This is a genomic window from Amycolatopsis sp. NPDC049688, assembly GCF_040674975.1.
GTDB lineage: Bacteria > Actinomycetota > Actinomycetes > Mycobacteriales > Pseudonocardiaceae > Amycolatopsis.
Window position 1 is genome coordinate 324,571 of record NZ_JBFANY010000002.1, and the last position, 19,090, is coordinate 343,660.

The 19,090-nt window shown below is 69.3% G+C and carries 22 protein-coding genes; 12 read left to right on the top strand and 10 right to left on the bottom strand.

The annotated features are described in order from the left end of the window. The first annotated feature begins 42 nt into the window (after positions 1-42). Together AB0J55_RS07495 and AB0J55_RS07500 are read left to right on the top strand one after the other, a co-directional pair. A complete protein-coding gene (locus AB0J55_RS07495; protein ID WP_364244208.1) occupies positions 43-594 on the top strand; it encodes a helix-turn-helix domain-containing protein in 552 nt (183 codons plus the stop codon). 37 nt (positions 595-631) lie between these two features. After that, positions 632-1,096, top strand: coding sequence for an FxsA family protein (locus AB0J55_RS07500; RefSeq protein ID WP_364244211.1), 465 nt, complete (start codon positions 632-634; stop codon positions 1,094-1,096). Here the strand turns inward: AB0J55_RS07500 and AB0J55_RS07505 are convergent. Genes AB0J55_RS07505 through AB0J55_RS07515 form a run of 3 tightly spaced genes read right to left on the bottom strand, consistent with a single transcriptional unit; the run spans position 1,083 to position 3,601 of the window. Continuing rightward, on the bottom strand, positions 1,083-2,282 hold the full coding sequence (locus AB0J55_RS07505) for a YDG/SRA domain-containing protein (RefSeq protein WP_364244214.1): 1,200 nt from the start codon (positions 2,280-2,282) through the stop codon (positions 1,083-1,085). The genes AB0J55_RS07500 and AB0J55_RS07505 overlap by 14 nt on opposite strands. A 53-nt stretch (positions 2,283-2,335) precedes the next feature. After that, on the bottom strand, positions 2,336-2,887 hold the full coding sequence (locus tag AB0J55_RS07510; protein WP_364245941.1) for an SCP2 sterol-binding domain-containing protein: 552 nt from the start codon (positions 2,885-2,887) through the stop codon (positions 2,336-2,338). Positions 2,888-2,944: 57 nt separating this feature from the next. Continuing rightward, the gene (locus AB0J55_RS07515) at positions 2,945-3,601 is read right to left on the bottom strand and encodes an SCP2 sterol-binding domain-containing protein (RefSeq protein WP_364244216.1); all 657 of its coding nucleotides are present in this window, start codon (positions 3,599-3,601) and stop codon (positions 2,945-2,947) included. Between the two features lie 127 nt (positions 3,602-3,728). Between AB0J55_RS07515 and AB0J55_RS07520 the strand changes: the two genes are divergently transcribed. Beyond that, the gene (locus AB0J55_RS07520) at positions 3,729-4,385 is read left to right on the top strand and encodes a TetR/AcrR family transcriptional regulator (protein ID WP_086843734.1); all 657 of its coding nucleotides are present in this window, start codon (positions 3,729-3,731) and stop codon (positions 4,383-4,385) included. Here AB0J55_RS07520 and AB0J55_RS07525 read toward each other — a convergent pair. Beyond that, a complete protein-coding gene (locus AB0J55_RS07525; RefSeq protein ID WP_364244219.1) occupies positions 4,377-5,216 on the bottom strand; it encodes a MaoC/PaaZ C-terminal domain-containing protein in 840 nt (279 codons plus the stop codon). The genes AB0J55_RS07520 and AB0J55_RS07525 overlap by 9 nt on opposite strands. Position 5,217: 1 nt before the next feature. Next, on the bottom strand, positions 5,218-6,552 hold the full coding sequence (locus tag AB0J55_RS07530; RefSeq protein ID WP_364244222.1) for a 3-oxoacyl-ACP reductase: 1,335 nt from the start codon (positions 6,550-6,552) through the stop codon (positions 5,218-5,220). A gap of 93 nt (positions 6,553-6,645) precedes the next feature. Here AB0J55_RS07530 and AB0J55_RS07535 point away from each other — a divergent pair, with 93 nt between their 5' ends. Continuing rightward, complete coding sequence (locus AB0J55_RS07535; protein ID WP_364244224.1) at positions 6,646-7,935, top strand: acetyl-CoA C-acetyltransferase; 1,290 nt, start codon at positions 6,646-6,648, stop codon at positions 7,933-7,935. 54 nt (positions 7,936-7,989) lie between these two features. Here AB0J55_RS07535 and AB0J55_RS07540 read toward each other — a convergent pair whose 3' ends face one another. Further along, positions 7,990-8,529 carry a DoxX family membrane protein gene (locus AB0J55_RS07540; protein ID WP_364244227.1) on the bottom strand — a complete coding sequence of 180 codons (540 nt, stop codon included), beginning with the start codon at positions 8,527-8,529 and terminating at the stop codon, positions 7,990-7,992. Between the two features lie 178 nt (positions 8,530-8,707). Between AB0J55_RS07540 and AB0J55_RS07545 the strand changes: the two genes are divergently transcribed. The 4 genes from AB0J55_RS07545 to AB0J55_RS07560 all read left to right on the top strand — a co-directional run bounded on the left by AB0J55_RS07545 (position 8,708) and on the right by AB0J55_RS07560 (position 12,344). Then, positions 8,708-9,445: a MerR family transcriptional regulator gene (locus AB0J55_RS07545; protein ID WP_364244230.1), complete on the top strand. Its 738-nt coding sequence runs from the start codon at positions 8,708-8,710 to the stop codon at positions 9,443-9,445. Between the two features lie 152 nt (positions 9,446-9,597). Then, positions 9,598-10,788, top strand: coding sequence for an ATP-binding protein (locus AB0J55_RS07550; protein ID WP_003058004.1), 1,191 nt, complete (start codon positions 9,598-9,600; stop codon positions 10,786-10,788). 248 nt (positions 10,789-11,036) lie between these two features. Further along, entirely contained in the window at positions 11,037-11,198 is a 162-nt protein-coding gene (locus tag AB0J55_RS07555) for a hypothetical protein (RefSeq protein WP_364246035.1), read from the top strand. A gap of 216 nt (positions 11,199-11,414) precedes the next feature. Continuing rightward, positions 11,415-12,344: a helix-turn-helix domain-containing GNAT family N-acetyltransferase gene (locus AB0J55_RS07560; RefSeq protein ID WP_364244232.1), complete on the top strand. Its 930-nt coding sequence runs from the start codon at positions 11,415-11,417 to the stop codon at positions 12,342-12,344. Here AB0J55_RS07560 and AB0J55_RS07565 read toward each other — a convergent pair. Next, the gene (locus AB0J55_RS07565) at positions 12,341-12,916 is read right to left on the bottom strand and encodes a peroxidase-related enzyme (protein ID WP_364244234.1); all 576 of its coding nucleotides are present in this window, start codon (positions 12,914-12,916) and stop codon (positions 12,341-12,343) included. The two genes, AB0J55_RS07560 and AB0J55_RS07565, sit on opposite strands and share 4 nt — an antisense overlap. Positions 12,917-12,948: 32 nt before the next feature. On the opposite strand from AB0J55_RS07565, the gene AB0J55_RS07570 reads away from it, so the two are divergent. Next, the gene (locus tag AB0J55_RS07570; protein ID WP_364244236.1) at positions 12,949-13,542 is read left to right on the top strand and encodes a hypothetical protein; all 594 of its coding nucleotides are present in this window, start codon (positions 12,949-12,951) and stop codon (positions 13,540-13,542) included. On the opposite strand, the gene mctP is transcribed toward AB0J55_RS07570, so the two are convergent. Further along, the gene (gene mctP / locus AB0J55_RS07575; protein WP_364244239.1) at positions 13,539-15,194 is read right to left on the bottom strand and encodes a monocarboxylate uptake permease MctP; all 1,656 of its coding nucleotides are present in this window, start codon (positions 15,192-15,194) and stop codon (positions 13,539-13,541) included. The two genes, AB0J55_RS07570 and mctP, sit on opposite strands and share 4 nt — an antisense overlap. Next, positions 15,191-15,469, bottom strand: coding sequence for a DUF3311 domain-containing protein (locus AB0J55_RS07580; protein WP_364244241.1), 279 nt, complete (start codon positions 15,467-15,469; stop codon positions 15,191-15,193). Before AB0J55_RS07580 ends, mctP begins: the two co-directional genes overlap by 4 nt. Before the next feature lie 187 nt (positions 15,470-15,656). On the opposite strand from AB0J55_RS07580, the gene AB0J55_RS07585 reads away from it, so the two are divergent. From AB0J55_RS07585 to AB0J55_RS07595, 3 genes are all read left to right on the top strand, one after another. Beyond that, positions 15,657-17,276 (top strand): alpha/beta hydrolase, encoded by a 1,620-nt coding sequence (locus AB0J55_RS07585; protein WP_364244244.1) that lies wholly within the window; start codon positions 15,657-15,659, stop codon positions 17,274-17,276. 114 nt (positions 17,277-17,390) lie between these two features. Then, positions 17,391-17,663, top strand: coding sequence for a helix-turn-helix transcriptional regulator (locus tag AB0J55_RS07590; RefSeq protein ID WP_033261071.1), 273 nt, complete (start codon positions 17,391-17,393; stop codon positions 17,661-17,663). 9 nt (positions 17,664-17,672) lie between these two features. Further along, positions 17,673-18,488, top strand: a complete 816-nt coding sequence (locus AB0J55_RS07595) for a GNAT family N-acetyltransferase (protein WP_364244246.1) — start codon at positions 17,673-17,675, stop codon at positions 18,486-18,488. Here AB0J55_RS07595 and AB0J55_RS07600 read toward each other — a convergent pair. Next, a complete protein-coding gene (locus AB0J55_RS07600) occupies positions 18,485-19,063 on the bottom strand; it encodes an EndoU domain-containing protein (RefSeq protein ID WP_364244248.1) in 579 nt (192 codons plus the stop codon). The two genes, AB0J55_RS07595 and AB0J55_RS07600, sit on opposite strands and share 4 nt — an antisense overlap. Positions 19,064-19,090 lie beyond the last annotated feature (27 nt).

The following is a 19,090-nucleotide window of genomic DNA, read 5'->3' on the forward strand; positions in this document are numbered from 1 at the left end:
GCCTACTATATGGACCGACGGTCAAGTTGTCGAGGAGTACGCATGGAACGCGCCGACGCGGCCCGCAACCGCCGCGCGATCCTGCGCGCGACGGAGGAGTTGCTGGCGTCACACGACCTCGCCGAGGTGTCGATGGACCGCGTCGCAGCAGCGGCGGGAGTCGGCAAGGGGACGGTGTTCCACCGCTTCGGCAACCGCGAGGGCTTGATGCGCGCGCTGGTGGAGTCGCGGGTCGAGTCGTTGTCCACGGCGATTTCGACGGGCCCCCCTCCGTTGGGCCCGGGCGCACCCCCGGCTTCGCGTTTGGCGGCGTTTTTCGACGCGGTGGTGGAGCTGGCCACCCGGAACGTCAAGGTGATGGCGGCGTTCGAGCAGGCGGCAACGGACCGGCTGAACAGCCCGGTCTACCTGGCGTGGCACGCGCACGTGTCGGGGTTGATCGCCTCGGCGTCCCCTGCACTGGACGCGGACCTGACGGCGCACTTGCTGCTGGGGTCGTTGCACAGCGACCTGATGCTGCGGTCCTTGAAGACCGGCGAGACCGAGCGCCTGGCGGCGGCCCTGCGGTCGCTGGTGTCGACGTTGCTGCGCTGATCGGGAGCAAATCGGACAGGCTGTTCGTTGTACGGGTATGGCTGTCGCGTTCCTGCTTTACGTCATCGCCGAGATCGCCGCGATCTGGGCGGTGGGCTCGGCCGTCGGCGTGCTCGGCACGCTGGGCCTCCTGCTGGCGGGGGCGTTCCTGGGATCCTGGCTGGCCCGCCGCGAGGGCGGCAAGGCAATGCGGGCGTTCCTGGCCGCGGCCCGATCCGGACGGCCGGCGGAGAAGGAACTGACCGACGGGATGCTGGTCGGACTGGGCGGGGTGCTGATCCTGGTGCCGGGGTTCGTCAGCGACGTGCTGGGGTTGCTGCTGATGCTGCCGCCTTCGCGCGCGGTGGCTCGCCGGTGGTGGTTGCGGCGGATGGAGAAGCGAGCGGTGCAGTTCGCCAACCGCCGACGGGGGCCGGTGATGGTGGTGGACAGCGAGGTCGTCAGCGAAGAGCCGCGCCGTGAACACCCGACGGTCATCGAGGGCAAGGTCATCGAAGGCTGAGCCGGGAATGGAGATCCCGGTGGTAGGTCAGGAACTCGTCATCGATTCCATGGCCTGGCAGCTCTCGCAGCCGGCCAACTGGGGCACCCTCTCGCAGCACCGTGCGATCAGGCGCGATCACCACCGCGCCGCGGTCGAACTGCACGTGGCAGTTGGGGCAAAGGCAGAGCACGTTGGACGTGAGGTCGGGACCACGGTGCAAGCCGCCGAGCGCCTTGATGTGCGCCCCCTCTGAATATCCCCGGCCATCCCCGAGGGACAACCGGGTGTCGCACAATTGACACCTGTGGTCGTAGAGCTTCTTCACGTCTTCGGCGATCTTCGTCGTCCGGACGATGCGTTGCGTGGTGACGGCCTTACGCCCAGGTTGAGCATTGCCCGCGGTATGACTGGGCTCCGACGGCAACAAGTAGTCGCCGGCGGGGAAGATCACATCAATAGGGCTAGCGACCTTGACCATTTGGAACCGGCACACGAGGTGGCCGCCTTGCCCTGGCACCAAGGCCTCCTCTTGAACTCGGTAGAGCCCTTCGTAGCGGTAACCCTGGTTCGGAGCGTGTGGCGACTTGGGGTCCGCGCCACGCACAACTCGAACTAGGGCACCGGTCTCCCGGCTCGTCAAAAGGGCGGCGTTGCCAGGGCTGGTGAACGTTTGGTCGGCGACCTGCCGGCCGCTGTCGTTCCGCCCTCCATGACCGGTGTAGATGAGTTCGTCCCCGCGATCGTCGTCGTCCACATAGCCACCGGAAGACACGATCGACTCTGCACCCCGCGCACCAGTTCCGACGATGCCAGCCTGCAGAGCGCGGTGCACACCACTTGCGGCCACCTCGGCTCGACTCGCGAAGGTGGTGCCTTCCGGACACCCCGCAACCTCGCCGTAGACGTGTGCATTGTTCGTCGAATTGCCTCGAACATCGCGAGGGTAGAAGCCGAGCTTCGCCAAATGGGCGGCAACCGTGCCACTCGGGTCCGTGAGGCCTGACGAGCGAGGTGGAGTTCCCAGCGCGGATCCGTGAGCCGAGCGAGCCAACGCGTCTAGGTCGTACTCCTTGCCTCGATACACGACGACATACCGGGACGCCTCAGTGGACCCATACCTGTCCATGAAGGTATCGCGACCGAGGTTGTCGAACTCCTCGATGGCTTTGAGGACATGCTCCTGCTGGACGTCGGTCAGGCTCATGGATCCACACTAAAGGTGGACACCGACAGTTTGCTGTCCCCGACGTGTGACAGCTAGTCCACGGTCGGCTTGGGGATGTCGAAGTAGCTTGAGAACCTGACCGCCGGGGCGTACTCGCCCTTCACCTTCACCCTTCCCGTCACGAACATCGCTGCCGCCGCCGCGTTGCCCGTTGCCATGCGGATGAAGTCGTCCACCGACAGCGTTATCGTTGTGTCCGGCGTCCGGGACAGGTCCGCTGAAGAAACGCACACCCCGTCCTCGATCACCGTCTGGAAACGGTCGTAGCCGTCCTCTCCCGAACCCTCCGAAAAGCGCCAGGAAACCACGAAATCCACATGACGTGCCCGAGGCGGCGAAAAATGTTCCGACATCCGGCGGAATATCTCGTCCAAAAACACCGATCGCAGCTCCGGATGAGAAGCGATCGCCTTCAGCTGATCACGGGAGGCGCGGCGGACCACGTCCACCAGGACGTCCGTTGACAACGAGCTCAGCTCGATGCCCGCTCCCGCCGATCCCAGCATGTGCAATGTTTCCAGGACCTGGATGAACTGGTCTGGCGTCAGGTTGCCGATGACCAGCTTCTCCGCGAACGCGTTCACCGCGTGGCCGCCGCGAAGGGGGCGGCGCCATTTCGGTTTCCGGGGCACGGGGGTGGACTATACGGGATGTGGGAGGTCGAAGAATCCGATCAACCCCGCCGCGAAGGCCAGGTCGCCTTTTACCTTGATTCTTCCCGTGACGAACAACACCGCCGGGGTGGCCTGGTGGGTGATCAACCTGAAGAAGTCGGCCGGGGCGATGGTGATGGTGACTCGCGCCGGGGAGCGCATCTCGCGGCTCACCGTGCACCTTCCGTGCGCGATTGCCGTCTCGTAGCGGTCGAAGCCGCCTTCTCCGGTTCCTCCGGACAGGCGCCAGTGGACCACTGCCTGCAAATCACGTGCTCGGTCGGGGCGGATGTGGGCGCCCATGCGGGCGAAGATCTCGTCCAGGAGGCGCTCCCGCAAGGCCCGGTCCGCGACGACACTCTCGAGCTGCGCGCGCGACGCCGAGGCCACCAGGGACGCGAACCGGGCCGGCTCGACCTTGCTCAGGTCGAACGCCGGTGCGTGGGTGGCCAGCCTGAGGAGCGCGTTCAGGAGACGGCGGAAGTCGTCCTTGCGGAGGTCGGCGGGGTCTAGGGCGAGCTCGTTGACGTTGAGGGCGTGGGCCTCGGGGCTCAGCGGGTCGAGGCGCTCCAGGGCGTCGAGCAGCGCTGCCCCGCGGAGCTCCGTGATCCGATCGGCGCTGGTCATCTCCGTGTGGTCGGCCATGGTCACCCCTCTCCCGGTTACTCACGCGTAAGGCTACCCGCCAGTAGGTACGCGGGCAAGCGTGCCGAAATCACCCACGCGTGGCAACGCCCGGTACCGTCTCCGGGCAGCAACGAGGAGGTCCAGCGTGTCAGAGGAAGATCAGCGTCCGCCCGAACGGGCCAGGCGGCTGCCGCGTGCCGTGCGCGAGCGGCAGATCCTGGACGCGGCCGTCCAGGTCTTCTCGCGGCACGGCTACCACGCCGCGTCGATGGACGAGATCTCCGACGTCGCCGGGGTTTCGAAGCCGATGATCTACACCTACCTCGGCTCGAAGGAGGACCTCTTCGGCGCGTGCATCCGCCGCGAGGCGACCCGCCTGCTCGAGGCCATCCAGGCCGGCGTGCAGCCCGACCTGCCGCCGGACATGCAGCTCTGGCACGGCCTGCGGTCCTTCTACCGCTTCGTCGCCGAGTACCGCGAGTCGTGGACGGTCCTGCACCGCCAGGCCCTCACCGTGGGCGGGGCCTTCGCCGCGGAGATCACCGACATGCGGGCGCGGGCGATCCAGCTCGTCGCCGCGCTCGTCGTCTCGGCCGGCACCCGCAAGGGCGTCGGGGAGCAGGCCGAGTTCTCCGGCGAAGGGCTGGCCGCGTCGCTGGTCGGCGGGGCCGAGTCGCTGGCCGACTGGGCCCTCGACCACCCCGACATCTCCGACGGCGTCCTCGCCTCCTGGATGATGAACCTCGTCTGGCTCGGCTTCAACGACCTCATCGAGGGCGCGGTCTGGAAGCCGTCAGAGTGAGCTGATCGTCCCCTCCAGGTTCGGCTTCGACCCACTCCACAGCTCGAAGGCCCAGCCGTCGTCCACCGGCCAGGACGTGAACGCGGCCTTGGCCGGCAGCAGCACCGGCTGCTTGAAGCGGACGTCCACCGTGAACGCCTCCGGCAGCCGTCCCTCGAACGCCGCCAGCGCGTGGGCCTTCGTCCACATGCCGTGGGCGATCGCGCGCGGGAAGCCGAACAGGCGGGCTGTCAGAGGGTGCAGGTGGATCGGGTTGCGGTCGCCCGAGACCTCCGCGTAGCGCCGCCCGATGTCGCCCGGGACGCGCCAGATCGCGTCCGGCGTCGGCGGGGCCAGCTGGTCCCGGCGAGAGGAACCCGAGCCGGAGCCGCGACGCAGGTACGTGCTGACGTCAGACCAGACGAGGTGCTCACCGGCCCAGGCTTCGCTGACGACGTCGAACTGACGCCCCTTCTCGTGCGGACGCAGGTTCTCCGCCCGCACCCGCACGGTCAGCGGCTCGCCCACCCGCAGCGCGCGGTGCTGAGTGATCCGGTTCGCCACGTGCACCATGCCGAGCAGCGGGAACGGGAACCCCGGCTCGGTCATCAGCGCCATCTGCAGCGGGAACGCCAGCATGTGCGGGTACGTCGCCGGCAGTTCGTCGCTCAGCCGGAAACCGCACACCGTGTTGTACGCGGCGAGGTGCGCCGGGTCGACGACGATGCCGGTGCGCACCAGCTCCGTGTCGGGCAGCGAATCACCGGACGGCTTGCGCAGCACGCCGCCGAGCAGCGCCTTCGGGTACAGCGTGGCCAGGCTCGGCGTGCTGTCGAGTTCGCGGATCGCCACGTCACGCCCCCAGCAGGGCCTGGCCGCAGACGCGGACCACGTTGCCGTTCACCGCGGCGGACGCCGGGTTCGCGTACCAGGCGATCGTCTCGGCGACGTCGACCGGCAGGCCGCCCTGGCCGAGGCTGGACAGCCGCCGCCCGGCTTCGCGGATGAACAGCGGGACCGCGGCCGTCATCTTGGTCTCGATGAACCCGGGCGCGACGGCGTTGATCGTGCCGCCGTACGCCGCGAGCTGCGGCGCGCCGACGTTCACCATGCCGATCACGCCCGCCTTCGACGTCGCGTAGTTCGTCTGGCCGACGTTGCCGGCGATGCCCGCGATCGACGAGACGCCGATGATGCGGCCGTTCTCGTTCAGCACGCGGTCGGCGAGCAGCTTGTCGTTCACCGCGAGCTGCGAGGCCAGGTTCACGGCGATCACCGAGTCCCAGGCGCTCTCGCTCATGTTCCCCAGCGTCTTGTCGCGGGTAATCCCGGCGTTGTGCACAACGATGTCGACGCCGCCGTGCCGCTCCTTCAGGTACTCCGCGAGCTTCGCGGGCGCGCTCGGCGAAGTGATGTCGAGCTGCAGCGACGACCCGCCGACCTTGTTGGCGACCTTCGACAGGTCGCCGCCCTGGGCTGGGATGTCGAGCGCGACGACGTGCGCGCCGTCGCGGGCCAGCACCTCGGCGATCGCCGCGCCGATGCCGCGGGACGCGCCGGTGACCAGCGCGACCTTGCCGGCCAGGGGCTTCTCCCAGCTCGCGGGCGCGGACGCGGTCTTGCCCTCGGTGCCGATCCGGATCACCTGCGCGTCGACGAACGCCGACTTCGCCGAGAGCAGGAAGCGCAGGGTCGACTCCGTCGCCTCTTCGGCGCCGTCGGCGACGTACACGAGCTGGGCGGTCGCGCCGCGCTTCAGCTCCTTGCCCACCGAACGGATGAAGCCCTCGAGCGCGCGCTGGGCGATCCGCTCGCGGCCCTCGACCTGCTCGGGCGGGGTGCCGAGCACGACGACCCGGCCGGACGGGCCGACGCTGCGGATCACCGGGTGGAAGAAGTCGTAGACCTCGCGCAGGCGCGCGGGGTCGGTGATGCCGGTGGCGTCGAAGACCAGCGCCGCGTGCCGGTCGGCGGCCGTGGTGATGACGTCGATGCCGGCGTCGGCCATCTGGTCGCGCAGGGTCTTCTCCAGCCGTCCGCCGGGCGCGGCACCGAGGAGTGCGGGACCCTCGAGGGCGGGCTGCCCGGGCCGGTACCGGCGCAGCGTCGCGGGATTCGGCAGGCCGAGCTTCGGCACCACGAACTTCCCCAGCGGGGTCTTCGTGAACTGCTGGTACCTGTCAGCCATCGGTTGCCTCCCGTGCCGTCTGCGTCACGCCGCAGTCTAACCTACTCCTGAGTAGGTTACAGTGTGCAGGAGCCGACCAGAGAGGTGAAGTTCATGCCGCCGAAGAAGACAGCAGCTGTGCGCAAGGTCGCCATCATCGGGGGCAACCGGATCCCCTTCGCGCGGTCGAACGGCCCGTACGCGAAGGCGTCGAACCAGGACATGTTCACCGCCGCCCTCGACGGCCTGGTCAGCCGGTTCTCGCTGCAGGACGAGGTGATCGGCGAGGTCGCCGCCGGTGCCGTGCTCAAGCACTCGAAGGACTTCAACCTGGCCCGCGAGAGCGTGCTCGGCAGCAGGCTCTCGCCCGCCACACCGGCGTCGGACGTCCAGATGGCGTGCGGCACCGGGCTGCAGGCGATCGTCAACGTCGCCAACAAGATCGCGCTCGGCCAGATCGACTCGGCCATCGCCGGCGGCGTCGACACCACGAGCGACGCGCCGCTGGCCGTCAACGAGGACCTCCGCCAGATCCTCATCCAGCTCAACGCGGCCAAGACGCTCGGCGACCGGCTCAAGCTCGTCGCGAAGATCCGGCCGGGCCACATCGTCCCGGCCATCCCGCGCAACGAGGAGCCGCGCACCGGCCTGTCGATGGGCGAACACGCGGCGCTGACCGCGAAGATCTGGGAGATCACCCGCGAGGCGCAGGACGAGCTGGCGGCGAGCAGCCACCAGAAGCTCGCCGCCGCCTACGACCGCGGGTTCTTCGACGACCTCGTGACGCCGTTCCTCAAGCTCGCGCGCGACCAGAACCTGCGCCCGGACTCGACCGCGGAGAAGCTCGCCAAGCTCAAGCCGGCCTTCGGCGGCCCCGGCGGCACGATGACGGCGGGCAACTCGACGCCGTTGACCGACGGCGCGTCGACGGTCCTGCTCGCCACCGACGAGTGGGCGAAGGCGCACAAGCTGCCGGTGCAGGCGTACCTGACGTTCTCGCAGACCGCGGCCGTCGACTACGTCCACGGCGAAGAGGGCCTGCTGATGGCGCCCGCGTACGCCGTGCCGCGGATGCTCGCGCGGGCCGGGCTCTCGCTGCAGGACTTCGACTTCTACGAGATCCACGAGGCGTTCGCGTCGCAGGTGCTGGCCACGCTCAAGGCGTGGGAGGACCCGGCGTTCGCCAAGGAGAAGCTGGACCTGGACGCGCCGCTCGGCGCGATCGACCGGGCGAAGCTGAACGTCAACGGCTCGTCGCTGGCGGCCGGGCACCCGTTCGCCGCGACCGGCGGCCGGATCGTCGCGACGCTGGCGAAGCTGCTGCACGAGAAGGGGTCCGGCCGCGGCCTGATCTCGATCTGCGCGGCCGGCGGCCAGGGCGTCACCGCGATCCTGGAGAAGTAACGCGCACGGAAAAGGGCCGCCCCTCGCACGCGGGGCGGCCCTTTTTGCCGCACTCTAGTTGGGGAGCGCCTTCTGGGCCCGCTTGGCGAGCTTGTTGGCGCGCTTCTGCCCCTTGCGGCTCAGCTTCCCGGCCGCGGCGCCGACGTCCTTCGCGGCGTGCTTCGCGCGCCAGGCCGCCGACGGCTTCCCGTGCGTGTCGGCGACCGCGAGCAGCAGGCCGCCGGCCAGGCTCGCGTTCTTGAAGAACTGGATCTGCTGCTGCTGCTTCTCGGCCGGGTCCTTGATGGCCCAGAAGCTGTGCGTGGCGAGCGTCGTCGGGATCAGGCTGCCGAGCAGGAGCCCGGCCGCGAGCCGCGGCGCCTTGCCGGACGCGAGGGCGAGGCCGGCACCGACCTTCACGGCGGCGTCGATGCGGACGAGCGTCACCGGATCGCGCGGAATCTGCGCCGGGACCTTGTCGCCGACCTTCTCCAACGCGCTGTTGAGGAACGGTTCCGCCGCCTTCGCGTGCCCTTCGGCGTGCCTCAGCGCATTGATTCCGCCCGTCACGAAGATCGTGGCGAGCAGGGGACGTGCCACTCGACGGAGTATCACGGTCGTTTGCCTTCCTCGTACGGGCCGCTGCCTGGTCGAACTTACTCCGTGGGTGCCCGCTCGGCCCGGGCTCGAATCCTCATCGGGCTTTCTGGCTCTTTATAGCTCTGAAGCTAGAGATACTTAGAAAGCTTTAGCGGTTGACCTTGACGCAGCGTCAACTTCTATCGTCGTCGGCATGGAGTGGTCGATCCAGGACATCGCCCGCTCGGCGGGGACCACGAGCCGGACGCTGCGCCACTACGGCGCGGTCGGCCTGCTCGAGCCCAGCCGGATCGGCGGCAACGGCTACCGCTACTACGACGAGCAGGCGCTCGTCCGGCTGCAGCGGATCCTGCTGCTGCGCGAGCTCGGGCTCGGGCTGCCGGCGATCGCCGAGGTGCTCGACGGGCAGCGCGACAGCGCCGCGGCCCTCGAAACCCACCTGGAGCTGCTCGAACAGGAGCAGCGGCGGATCGGACGGCAGATCGAGTCGGTCCGCACGACCCTCCGGAAACTGAAGGGAGGTGAACGACTGATGGCAGAAGAAGTCTTCGACGGCTTCGACCACACGAAGTACGAGAAGGAGGTCACCCAGCGCTGGGGCGCGGACGCGTACCAGCGCGGTGACCAGTGGTGGAGCTCGCTGACCGCCGAGGAGAAGCAGGCGCACCAGCAGGAGCAGCGCGACATCGCGGCGGCGTTCGGCGCGGCCTGCGCTTCCGGGCTCGCCCCGGACGCGGGCGAGGTCCAGGCGATCACGCGGCGGCTGCACGAATGGCTGCGGCCGGCGGTCTCGTCGGTGTCCGCGGGGTACTTCGCGGGGCTCGGGCAGTTGTACGTGGACGACCCGCGGTACGGGGTCGAAGGGGCGACGGCCGAGTTCGTCCGGGACGCGATGAAGATCTACGCGGAACGGAACCTGACCGACCAGTGACGCGTCGTAAGAGCGCACTGGGGGTAGGGACGAGCAGGGCTGCAGACCTGTTCGTCTCTATGTACGGCCATCCGGTCGAACCCGGGCGACACGCGCTAGCTGTCTATGGCGGAATATCGGGTTCACCCTAGAAACGCCGATAGCTTGGCAGAGTGGACCCCATCCGCAACCCCTTCGCGCCGGGCGCCGGCCAACGGCCGCCCGAGCTGGCCGGGCGTGAGCGTGAGCTCAAGGCCTTCGAAGTGGTGCTGGAGCGGGTGGCGCGGGGGAGACCCGAACGCAGTCTCGTCCTCACCGGCCTCCGCGGGGTCGGGAAGACCGTGCTCCTCGGGGAGCTGCGGGCGATGGCCGTGCGGCACAAGTGGGGGGCGGGGAAGATCGAGGCGCGGCCGGACGCCGAGCTGCGGCGGCCGCTGTCGGCCGCGCTGCACCGGGCCATCCGGGACCTCGCCGTGCGGCACCGGGCGCCGGACCGGGTCGAAGAGGTGCTCGGCGTGCTGAAGGCGTTCGCGCTGCGGGCCAACAAGCCCGACGCGAAGCTGCGGGACCGGTGGCAGCCGGGCATCGACGTGCCCGCCGCGCAGGGGCGGGCCGACTCCGGGGACATCGAGATCGACCTCGTCGAGCTGTTCACCGACGTCGCCGAGCTGGCCGCGGACGTCGGCACCGGTGTCGCGCTGCTCATCGACGAGATCCAAGACCTACAGCCCGACGACGTCTCGGCGTTGTGCGCGGCCTGCCACGAGCTCTCCCAGTCCGGTGCGCCGCTGGTGGTCGTCGGGGCCGGGCTGCCGCACGTGCCCGCGGTGCTCTCGGCGTCGAAGTCCTACTCCGAGCGGCTGTTCCGGTACGCGCGCATCGACCGGCTGAGCCGCGAGGACGCCGACTTCGCCGTGATGGCGCCGATCGAGCGTGAGGACGCCGGCATCGAGCCGGAGGCCCTGGACGCGCTCTTCGACGCGTCCGGCGGCTATCCCTACTTCATCCAGGCCTACGGCAAGGCGGCCTGGGACGCGGCGCCGTCCGACCCGATCACGGTCAAGGACGTCCAGGTCGCGGCGCCCGAAGCCGAGTCGGAGCTGGCCGTCGGGTTCTTCGGCTCGCGCTACGAGCGCGCGACACCCGCCGAGCGCGAGTACCTGCAGGCGATGGCTTCGCTGACCCAGGGCCGCGACGAGCCGGCCGGCACCGCCGACGTCGCCGTGTTCCTCGGGCGGAAGCCGTCGTCGCTGTCGCCGGCACGCGACAGCCTGATGAAGAAGGGCCTCGTGTACTCCGCCGAGCGGGGGCAGATCGCCTTCACCGTGCCGCACTTCGGCCACTACCTGCTCGGACGCGACTGACCTGGGCTTTTCCGGCTGTCTCGCGGTCTATGAGCGTAACTAAGTCTTTCTAGTCTTAGAACTAGAGAGAGCTAGATACTGGTAGCCGGTTGCTTAGCCGTGACCGCCGCCACCCTGAATCTCTCCGGCTGCTACCCAAGTTTGCCGATGATTCATCGGCGAGTGCGCCACATCACCGGATATTCATTGGCGTCCTTGTGAAAAAAGGCGCATACTAGACCTACAAGCCACCAAGACCCTCGAAGGGGATGCAGAAACCGATGAACAACATCGCCGCCAAGCTCCGTGCCCGTCGCGCCGAGGCTCGCACTCGCCGGGCGCTGAACCGGGCGATCGACACCGCCGCCACCGCGACGGTCCGTCAGGAACTCATCGCGATCTCGCAGGCTCGCTCGGGCTACATGCGCTGATCTCTTCACCCCGTGGCGGTCGCCCATTCGAGTGACCTAGGCCACATCGTGCTCGTGGTGTAACGCCGCCCGGAGGGGCGTCGATACCCAGTACGACCCCGTGATGCTGGCGGACCCCCGACCTGGCAGCATCGCGGGGTTTCCCATTTCCGCACTTCTGGCGGTCGCCCTGTCGGGTAATCTTTGACTTCGTCAACGAACTTGTTGAGGTGGTCAATGAATGACGCTCAGCTCGCCGACCGGGTCGCCGCGGTCCGTGCCTTCAACCGGCTCTACACCGGCGTCATCGGCGTGCTCGACGAAGGACCGGCGGACGCCGAATACTCGCTGCCGGAAGCCCGCGTGCTGTTCGAGCTCGCCCACGAGGACCCGCTGCCGGTCACTGAACTGCGGAAACGCCTCGAACTCGACGCCGGCTACGCGAGCAGGCTCCTCGCCCGCCTCGAGTCCCGCGGGCTCATCGTGCGCGAACGGTCCGAGGAGGACGCGCGCCGCCAGCTCGTGCGGCCGACCACCGCGGGCCGGGACGCCTTCGCGGTGCTGAACCGCCGTTCGGCCGACCAGATCGGCGGGCTGCTGCGCCGCTTCGCCGACGAGGACCAGCAGCGCCTGCTGACGGCGATGCGCACGATCGGCGACCTGGTCGGCGACCGCCGCCGCGACCCCGCGCTCGTCCTCCGGCCGCCACGACCGGGCGACCTCGGCTGGGTGGTGGAACGCCACGGCGCGCTCTACGCCCGGGAGTACGGCTTCGGCGCCCGCTTCGAGGCGCTCGTCGCCCGGCTCGCCGCGGACTTCCTCGACCACAGCGACAACCCGCGGCAGGCGTTCTGGATCGCCGAGCTCGACGGCGAGCGCGTGGGCAGCATCGGCTGCGGCCGCGGGCCGGACGCGGACACCGCGAAGCTCCGGTTGCTGCTGCTCGAGCCGTCGGCACGCGGCCACGGCGTCGGCAAACGGCTGGTGGCCGAGTGCGTGGAGTTCGCCAGGGCCCACGGCTACCGCGCGATGGAGCTGTCGACGGTGTCCATCCTCGACGCCGCACGGTCGATCTACCGCGCGGCCGGGTTCGAGCTGGTCGCCGAGGCGGACTTCGACGACTGGGGGCCGAAGCTGACCGACGAGACCTGGCGCCTGGAGTTCTAGCGGGGGAGCCGGCCGAGCAGGAAGAACTCCGGGTTGGGCCGCAGCGCCGTGAGGTGGGCGAGGCGGTTCGACATCGCGAACAACGCCGTGATCGCGCCGACGTCCCAGATCTCGTCGTCGGTGAGGCCGGCGTTGCGCGCGGCTTCGAGGTCGCCTTCGCCGAACAGGGCCGAATCCTGGGCCAGGGCGAGCGCGAGGTCGACGATGGCGCGGCCGCGCTCGTCCAGCTCCACCTGCCACGGGTTGCTCGACACGCGGTCGGCCAGCTCCGGGTCCTTGGCGCGGATGCGCAGGATGGCGCCGTGCGCGACGACGCAGTAGGTGCAGTGGTTGGCGCCGGAGGTGGCGACGACGACCAGCTCGCGCTCGGCCTTGGTGAGTCCTTCGGAACGTTCCATCAGGGCGTCGTGGTAGTCGAGGAACGCCCGCAGCTCGGCGGGGCGGTGGCCGAGGGCGCGGAAGATGTTCGGCGTGAAGCCCGACTTCTCGGCGATCACGCCGACGCGCTCGCGCAGGTCGTCGGGCAGGTCTTCGAGTTCCGTCACCGGGAACCGGCTCACCGCGTCGCTCATACCCCGCACGCTAGTCGTGGTTGGCTGGTCGCGTGACGGACTACGTCGACGGGTACTGCGAACGCGTCGCACCCGGGCTCTGGGGTGAACCGCTCAACAGTCTCAGCAACCTCGCGTTCCTGGTCGCCGCCGTGCTGGTGTGGCGGCTCGCGGCCGGGGACCGCGCCGGGCGGCTGCTCGCCGGGCTGATCGGGCTCGTTTTCGTGGCCAGCACGGCGTTCCACCTGCTCGCGACGCGGTGGGCCGCCGTCGCGGACTCGGTGGCGATCCTCGTCTTCGTGCTGGTGTACGCCGGGTTGTTCCCGCGGGTGTTCTTCGGGTGGCGGCTGTGGTGGCTCGGGCCGCCCGCGTTCCTCGCGCTCACCCTCGTCACGGCGTTGCTGGGCGGTGGGCTCTACCTGTCCGCCGTGATCGGGCTGTTCGCGTTCGCCGCCCTGCTGGCCTTCCGCCGCGACGCCTCGTGGACGCACTTCGCCGTGGCAGGCGCCGTCTTCGCGCTCTCGCTGAGCTTGCGCACGCTCGACCGGGACGTATGCGACTACGTCCCGGTCGGCACGCACTTCCTCTGGCACCTGCTCAACGGGCTGGTGCTCTACCTCGTTTCCCGGGCGGCCGTCCGTCCTTAGTGGACGCCGATCGGGCGCAGGTCCTTGTCGTTCTCGTCCGCGTGGTAGTCCTCGGCGTTGGTGTCGTCGGTGCCGTTGAACACCTTCATCTGCCGGGCGATCACCGTGACGATCGCCGCCACCACCAGGTTGGCGATCAGGGCCACGAAACCGACGTAGATCTGGACCAGGGAGCCCGAGAACGGGTGCCAGCCGAAGATCGACATGTTGCCCAGGGCCAGCGCCGAGCCGCCGAAGTGCTGCTTGCCGTTGGCCGGGTTGGGGATGCCGTACAGCATGATCAGGCCCCAGCCGATGCCGACGACCCAGCCCGCGATCAGGCCCCAGCGGTGGAACCAGCGCGTGTACAGCGCCAGCGCGACCGCCGGCAGCGTCTGCAGGATCAGCACGCCGCCGATGAGCTGGAGGTCGATCGAGAACTGCGGGTCGATCAGGATGATCACAGCCACCGCGCCCAGCTTCACGACCAGCGAAGCGAGCTTCGCCTGCTTCGCTTCCTCGGCCGGTGTCGCGTTCTTGCGGATGTACTCCTTGTAGATGTTGCGCGTCCACAGGTTGGCCGCCGCGATCGACATGATCGCCGCCGGCACCAGGGCGCCGATGCCGATCGCGGCGAACGCGATGCCGGCGAACCAGGACGAGAACTGGTTGTCGAACAGCACCGGGACGATCGTGTTGCCGTCCGCCTTGCCGGTCGCCGCGTTCGTCAGCGGCTTGACGCCCGCCGTGATCGCGACGTACCCGAGCAGCGCCAGCAGGCCCAGGACCAGCGAGTACGCCGGCAGCGCGACCATGTTCCGCTTGATGACGTTGCGGCCGCGCGAGGCGAGCACGCTGGTCAGCGAGTGCGGGTACAGGAACAGGGCGAGGGCCGAGCCCAGCGCCAGCGTCGCGTACTGGAGCTGGTTGTTGGCCGTGAGCAGGATCGACCCGGACGGCTTGCCGGTGGCCGGGTTCGGCGTGCCGAGCTTCTTCGCCGCCGCGTCGAAGATATGTGACCAGCCGCCCAGCTTCGAGGGCAGGTAGATGATCGCCACCAGGATCACGATGTAGATCAGGATGTCCTTGACGAACGCGATCAGCGCGGGCGCCCGCAGGCCGGACTGATAGGTGTAGAAGGCCAGGATGACGAAGGCGACCAGCAGCGGCAGGTGCCCGACGATGCCGGAGCCGTTGATGCCCATCGTCCGCAGCACGGCTTCGAGGCCGACCAGCTGCAGCGCGATGTACGGCATGGTCGCGACGATGCCGGTGATCGCCACCAGCAGCGCGAGGATCGGCGAGCCGAAGCGGCCGCGCACGAAGTCGGCCGGGGTCACGTAGCCGCGGACCCGCGAAACCGACCACATCCGCAGCGCCGGGAGGAGGACGATCGGGTAGACGACGATCGTGTACGGCAGCGCGTACAGGCCGAGCGCGCCGGCGCTGAACACCAGCGCGGGCACCGCGACGAACGTGTACGCCGTGTAGAGGTCACCGCCGAGCAGGAACCACGTGATCCACGAGCCGAACTTGCGGCCGCCGAGACCCCATTCGTCCAGGTGGTCCAGCGTGCTGCCGCGCTGCCAGCGCGACGCCATGAAACCGAGGACGGTGACCAGCGCGAACAGGATCGTGAAGATGATCAGCTCGGGCCACTGCAGGTTGCTCATCGAGCGTCCCCCTCGTCCAGGTCCTCGACGCTCAGCTTGTCCGGTGCGTCAGCCGTCGGCTTGTCCCGCGTCATCAGGTAGACGATCCAGGTGGACAGCACCCCGACGCCCACCATGAGGAACTGGAACCAGTAGAAGAACGGCATCCCGAACAGCCGCGGACCGTCCACGTTGAACAGGGGCGTGACCAGGACCAGCAGCGGGACGATCAGGAGCAGGTTCCACGGGCTGAACTGAAACCCGCGCACCTTTCCGTCGTGTTTCACCGTCGACATCGACCTCACCTAACACCCTCGTAACCGACCGCCTGACCTTAGAACCTGGGTGACAGGGAGTCACGTCTGTCCGATATCGATTTGATCGCCCCGGCCGCCGATGCCGACCAACGTCGCTTGCCCCGCCGTGACGGGCCCGATATCAATAGCCCGACTCCACACGCGAATACCCAAAAGGGGCAACCGTATGACACGACTCCGCTACGCGGTGGTGATCCCGGCCATCGCCGGCACCCTGCTGGCCGGGTTCACCCCTGCCTTCGCAGGGCAGGAGGTCGCGGCCGGTAAGCAGCCGCTGAACTCCACGAACATCCCGCCGCAGTACGCGAACCAGAAGCTGGACTGGCACAAGTGCGCCGTCCCTTCCGAGCTGCCGACGGCCCCGCCCGCGGGCGCCGAGGACATGGAGTGCGCGACGTACAAGACGCCGCGCAACTGGTACCAGGCCGGCGCCCAGATCGACCTGACCATCGCCGTCAGCCGGCTCAAGGCGACCAAGGACGCGACGGCCAGCGTCGTCACCAACCCGGGCGGCCCGGGGGCGCCCGGGCGCAACTTCCCGGCTCGCCTGCGCAACCAGCCGAAGCTGCGCGAGCACCAGGAGATCGTCGGGTTCGACCCGCGCGGCACCGGCAAGAGCACGAACATCACCTGCGGTGGCGCCATCGGCACCGGCTCGGACCTCGACCCGCGTGACCGCAGCCGCGACAACCTGAACCTGATCCTCCAGGCGACGAAGTACGCGGCGCTGTCCTGCCAGCAGAAGTCCGGCGAGCTGGGGCCGCTGATCAACACCGACCAGACGGTCAAGGACATCGACCTGCTGCGCGTGCTGCTCGGCCGTGACAAGATCAACTGGGTCGGCTACTCGGCCGGCACCTGGATGGGCGCGCACTACGCGCAGGCCTACCCGACGCGCACCGGCCGGTTCGTCCTCGACTCCTCGACGGAGTTCACCACGACCTGGCAGAAGTCGTTCGACTGGCAGCCGCTCGGCTTCGAGCGCCGCTTCCGGCAGGACTTCCTCCCCTGGGTGGCGAAGTACGACAAGCTCTACCACTTCGGCACCACCGGCGAGGCGGCCCGCCAGACCTACGAGCAGGTCCGCTACGCCCTGACCCAGGGCGCGGTCACCCTGCCCGACGGCTCGACCGTCTCGGCCAACGGCCTGGACTCGTTCATCGCGTCGAACATCTACTCGAAGCGGTCCTTCCCCGGCCTGGCCGACTACCTGGTCAGCGTCCGCACGCTGACCCAGGGCACCGCGTCGGCGCAGGCCAAGTCGTCGGCCGCGCAGAAGGTCAAGGCCGCCGACAAGAGCACCGAGACCTCCGGTGCGCAGCCGCTGATGGTCCCGACCGACGGTGACGCCTACGACGCGTCGTTCTGGACGATCCCGTGCAACGAGGGTCCGTGGACCGGCTCGCCCCAGAGCGCCATCAAGCAGTCGCAGAAGCTGATCGACCAGCAGCTGCCCCTGCTCGGCGCGGGCTGGTTCATCCAGCCGTGCCTGTTCTGGAAGAAGCCGCCGTCCCCGCTGCCCGTCCTGGACGGCAAGGGTGTCCCGCCGGTGCTGATCGTCGAGTCGGAGCACGACCCGGCGACGCCGATCGAGGGCGCGCGGCGCGCGCACAAGGCGTTCGCGGGTTCGCGGATGCTGACGATCACCGGCGAGGGTGACCACGGCATCTACGCCGGCGGCAACGCGGGTGTGGACAAGGTCGTGGAGGCCTACCTGGTCGACGGCGTCGTGCCGAACGACCAGAGCCTGCCCGGCATGCCACTTCCGGTGCCCGCGGGCGCCTGACACCACCAGGTGTTGTGGAAGCCCCGCCGATTTTCGGATCGGCGGGGCTTTTCCACACCTGTGCACAGAGTTATCCACAGGCAGTGGACAACTACTGGTATTAGAATCCCACTCATGGTGCGGGTACCGCTGACGGATGAAGAGCGCGAGCGAGGCGAACGCCTCGGCCTGGCGCTGCGGGCGGCGCGGGCCGGCCGGAGCATGGTCGACGTCGCCGCCGAAGCCGGGATCTCGGTCGAGACGCTCCGGAAGATCGAGACCGGCCGCATCCCGACGCCGGCGTTCTTCACGGTCGCAGCCATCGCCGACGCCGTCGGCCTGCCGCTGGAGGAACTGCGTGCGGCCGTCACGCCCGCCGCGTCGCCGCCGCTTTCGCAGGCGAGCTGACCCCTGCCCATGCGCTGGCACCTCACCGAGGACATCGATGGCTTCCTGACCTGCGCCGGGGACTTCCTGCGCTCGCGACCCGCGCTGCACACCTCGCAGCTGACCGGGCTCGAGAAGCTGCGGACACACGAGGAGAAGGGCACCCTCTTCGGCCGGCTGGAGCGGGACGGCGAGGTCCGCGCGATCTGCTACCTCCGCCTGTCGCAACGCCTGATCCTGACCCCGGTCGCCCCCGAGGAGGCCGACGCCCTCGCCGCGGAGCTGACCGGTCGGGTGCTGAGCGGGGTGACCGCCCAGGACGGCTCCGCCACCGCGTTCGCCGAAGCATGGCAGCGGCGCGCCGACGTGGTGCCGGTGCCCGGCGTGCGCGTCCGGCTCCACCGGCTCGGCACGCTCACCCCGCCGGAGCCGACGCCCGAAGGCCGCGCCGTGGCCGCGCGGGACCGTGCGGAGATCGTTCGCTGGTGCAGCGAGTTCGCCACCGCGGTCGGGCAGGCACCCTTCCCCGACGAGCGGGCTTGGGCCGCCTCGAACTTCGCCGGCAAGCAGTTCACGTTCTGGGAGACCGACGCACCCGTCGCCATGGCGGGCTCGACCCCGGTGCTGGCGGGCATGGTCCGGGTCGACCCCGTCTACACCCCGGCCTGCTCGCGCGGCCGGGGTTACGCGGGCGCGGTGACGGTCGCCGTCAGCCAGGCCGCACTGGCGGCGGGCGCGACGGACGTCGTCCTCTACACCGACCCCGCCAACGTCACCAGCAACGCCCTGTACCGGCGCATCGGCTACGTCCCGATCGCCACTTTCCTCGGGTACGACTTCCGCTAGATCGGGCGCAGCTGCTTGAGGATGTGCTCGCGGTCGTTGAGGAACGCGCAGCCCGGCACCGGCAGGTCGTAGCTGTTGAGCAGCTTCTCGAAGTCGGAGAACTCGTCGGCCGAGAAGCCGAAGCCGAGCTTGACGGCGTGCGCGGCCAGCACGTCGGCCAGCTCCTCCCACTCGCCGGACCACAGCAGCGTGCGGTAGTGCGTGTAGTCCTCCGGCGAGAGCCGGTTGGCGAGGTTGGTCAGGACGCTGTCGGCGAAGAAGCTGATGCGGTTGCCCTTGAGGTCGGCGACCGTCGGGTTCGCCGGGTCGCGGGCGGTGTCGGGGTTGCGGACCACGCCGGGCCCGGCCACCGGGTAGGCGGTGTGCACGTGCCCGTTGTCCTCGACCAGCACGATCAGGTGCACGTTGAACCGCTCGCCGGCACACCGCCAGCGGCCGTTGCGCTGCCGGCGGCGGGGCTCGCTGGGGTCGTTGGCGACGTCCTTGACCACCGAGATGATCTGCTCGTCGCTCCAGCCGGCCGGGAACTCGCTGGTCGCCCGCCGCCCGACGCCCGGTGCGTGTCCGCCGCCCACTGGCTGCTCCCTTCGTCGCACCGAGAG

Bases quoted from the DNA above. Each gene is read 5' to 3' on its own strand.
- AB0J55_RS07495 (WP_364244208.1), top strand. From the start codon at position 43: ATGGAACGCGCCGACGCGGCCCGCAACCGCCGCGCGATCCTGCGCGCG.
- AB0J55_RS07500 (WP_364244211.1), top strand. From the start codon at position 632: ATGGCTGTCGCGTTCCTGCTTTACGTCATCGCCGAGATCGCCGCGATC.
- AB0J55_RS07505 (WP_364244214.1), bottom strand. From the start codon at position 2,282: ATGAGCCTGACCGACGTCCAGCAGGAGCATGTCCTCAAAGCCATCGAG.
- AB0J55_RS07515 (WP_364244216.1), bottom strand. From the start codon at position 3,601: ATGGCCGACCACACGGAGATGACCAGCGCCGATCGGATCACGGAGCTC.
- AB0J55_RS07530 (WP_364244222.1), bottom strand. From the start codon at position 6,552: ATGGCTGACAGGTACCAGCAGTTCACGAAGACCCCGCTGGGGAAGTTC.
- AB0J55_RS07535 (WP_364244224.1), top strand. From the start codon at position 6,646: ATGCCGCCGAAGAAGACAGCAGCTGTGCGCAAGGTCGCCATCATCGGG.
- AB0J55_RS07545 (WP_364244230.1), top strand. From the start codon at position 8,708: ATGGAGTGGTCGATCCAGGACATCGCCCGCTCGGCGGGGACCACGAGC.
- AB0J55_RS07555 (WP_364246035.1), top strand. From the start codon at position 11,037: ATGCAGAAACCGATGAACAACATCGCCGCCAAGCTCCGTGCCCGTCGC.
- AB0J55_RS07560 (WP_364244232.1), top strand. From the start codon at position 11,415: ATGAATGACGCTCAGCTCGCCGACCGGGTCGCCGCGGTCCGTGCCTTC.
- AB0J55_RS07565 (WP_364244234.1), bottom strand. From the start codon at position 12,916: ATGAGCGACGCGGTGAGCCGGTTCCCGGTGACGGAACTCGAAGACCTG.
- mctP (WP_364244239.1), bottom strand. From the start codon at position 15,194: ATGAGCAACCTGCAGTGGCCCGAGCTGATCATCTTCACGATCCTGTTC.
- AB0J55_RS07580 (WP_364244241.1), bottom strand. From the start codon at position 15,469: ATGTCGACGGTGAAACACGACGGAAAGGTGCGCGGGTTTCAGTTCAGC.
- AB0J55_RS07585 (WP_364244244.1), top strand. From the start codon at position 15,657: ATGACACGACTCCGCTACGCGGTGGTGATCCCGGCCATCGCCGGCACC.
- AB0J55_RS07590 (WP_033261071.1), top strand. From the start codon at position 17,391: ATGGTGCGGGTACCGCTGACGGATGAAGAGCGCGAGCGAGGCGAACGC.
- AB0J55_RS07595 (WP_364244246.1), top strand. From the start codon at position 17,673: ATGCGCTGGCACCTCACCGAGGACATCGATGGCTTCCTGACCTGCGCC.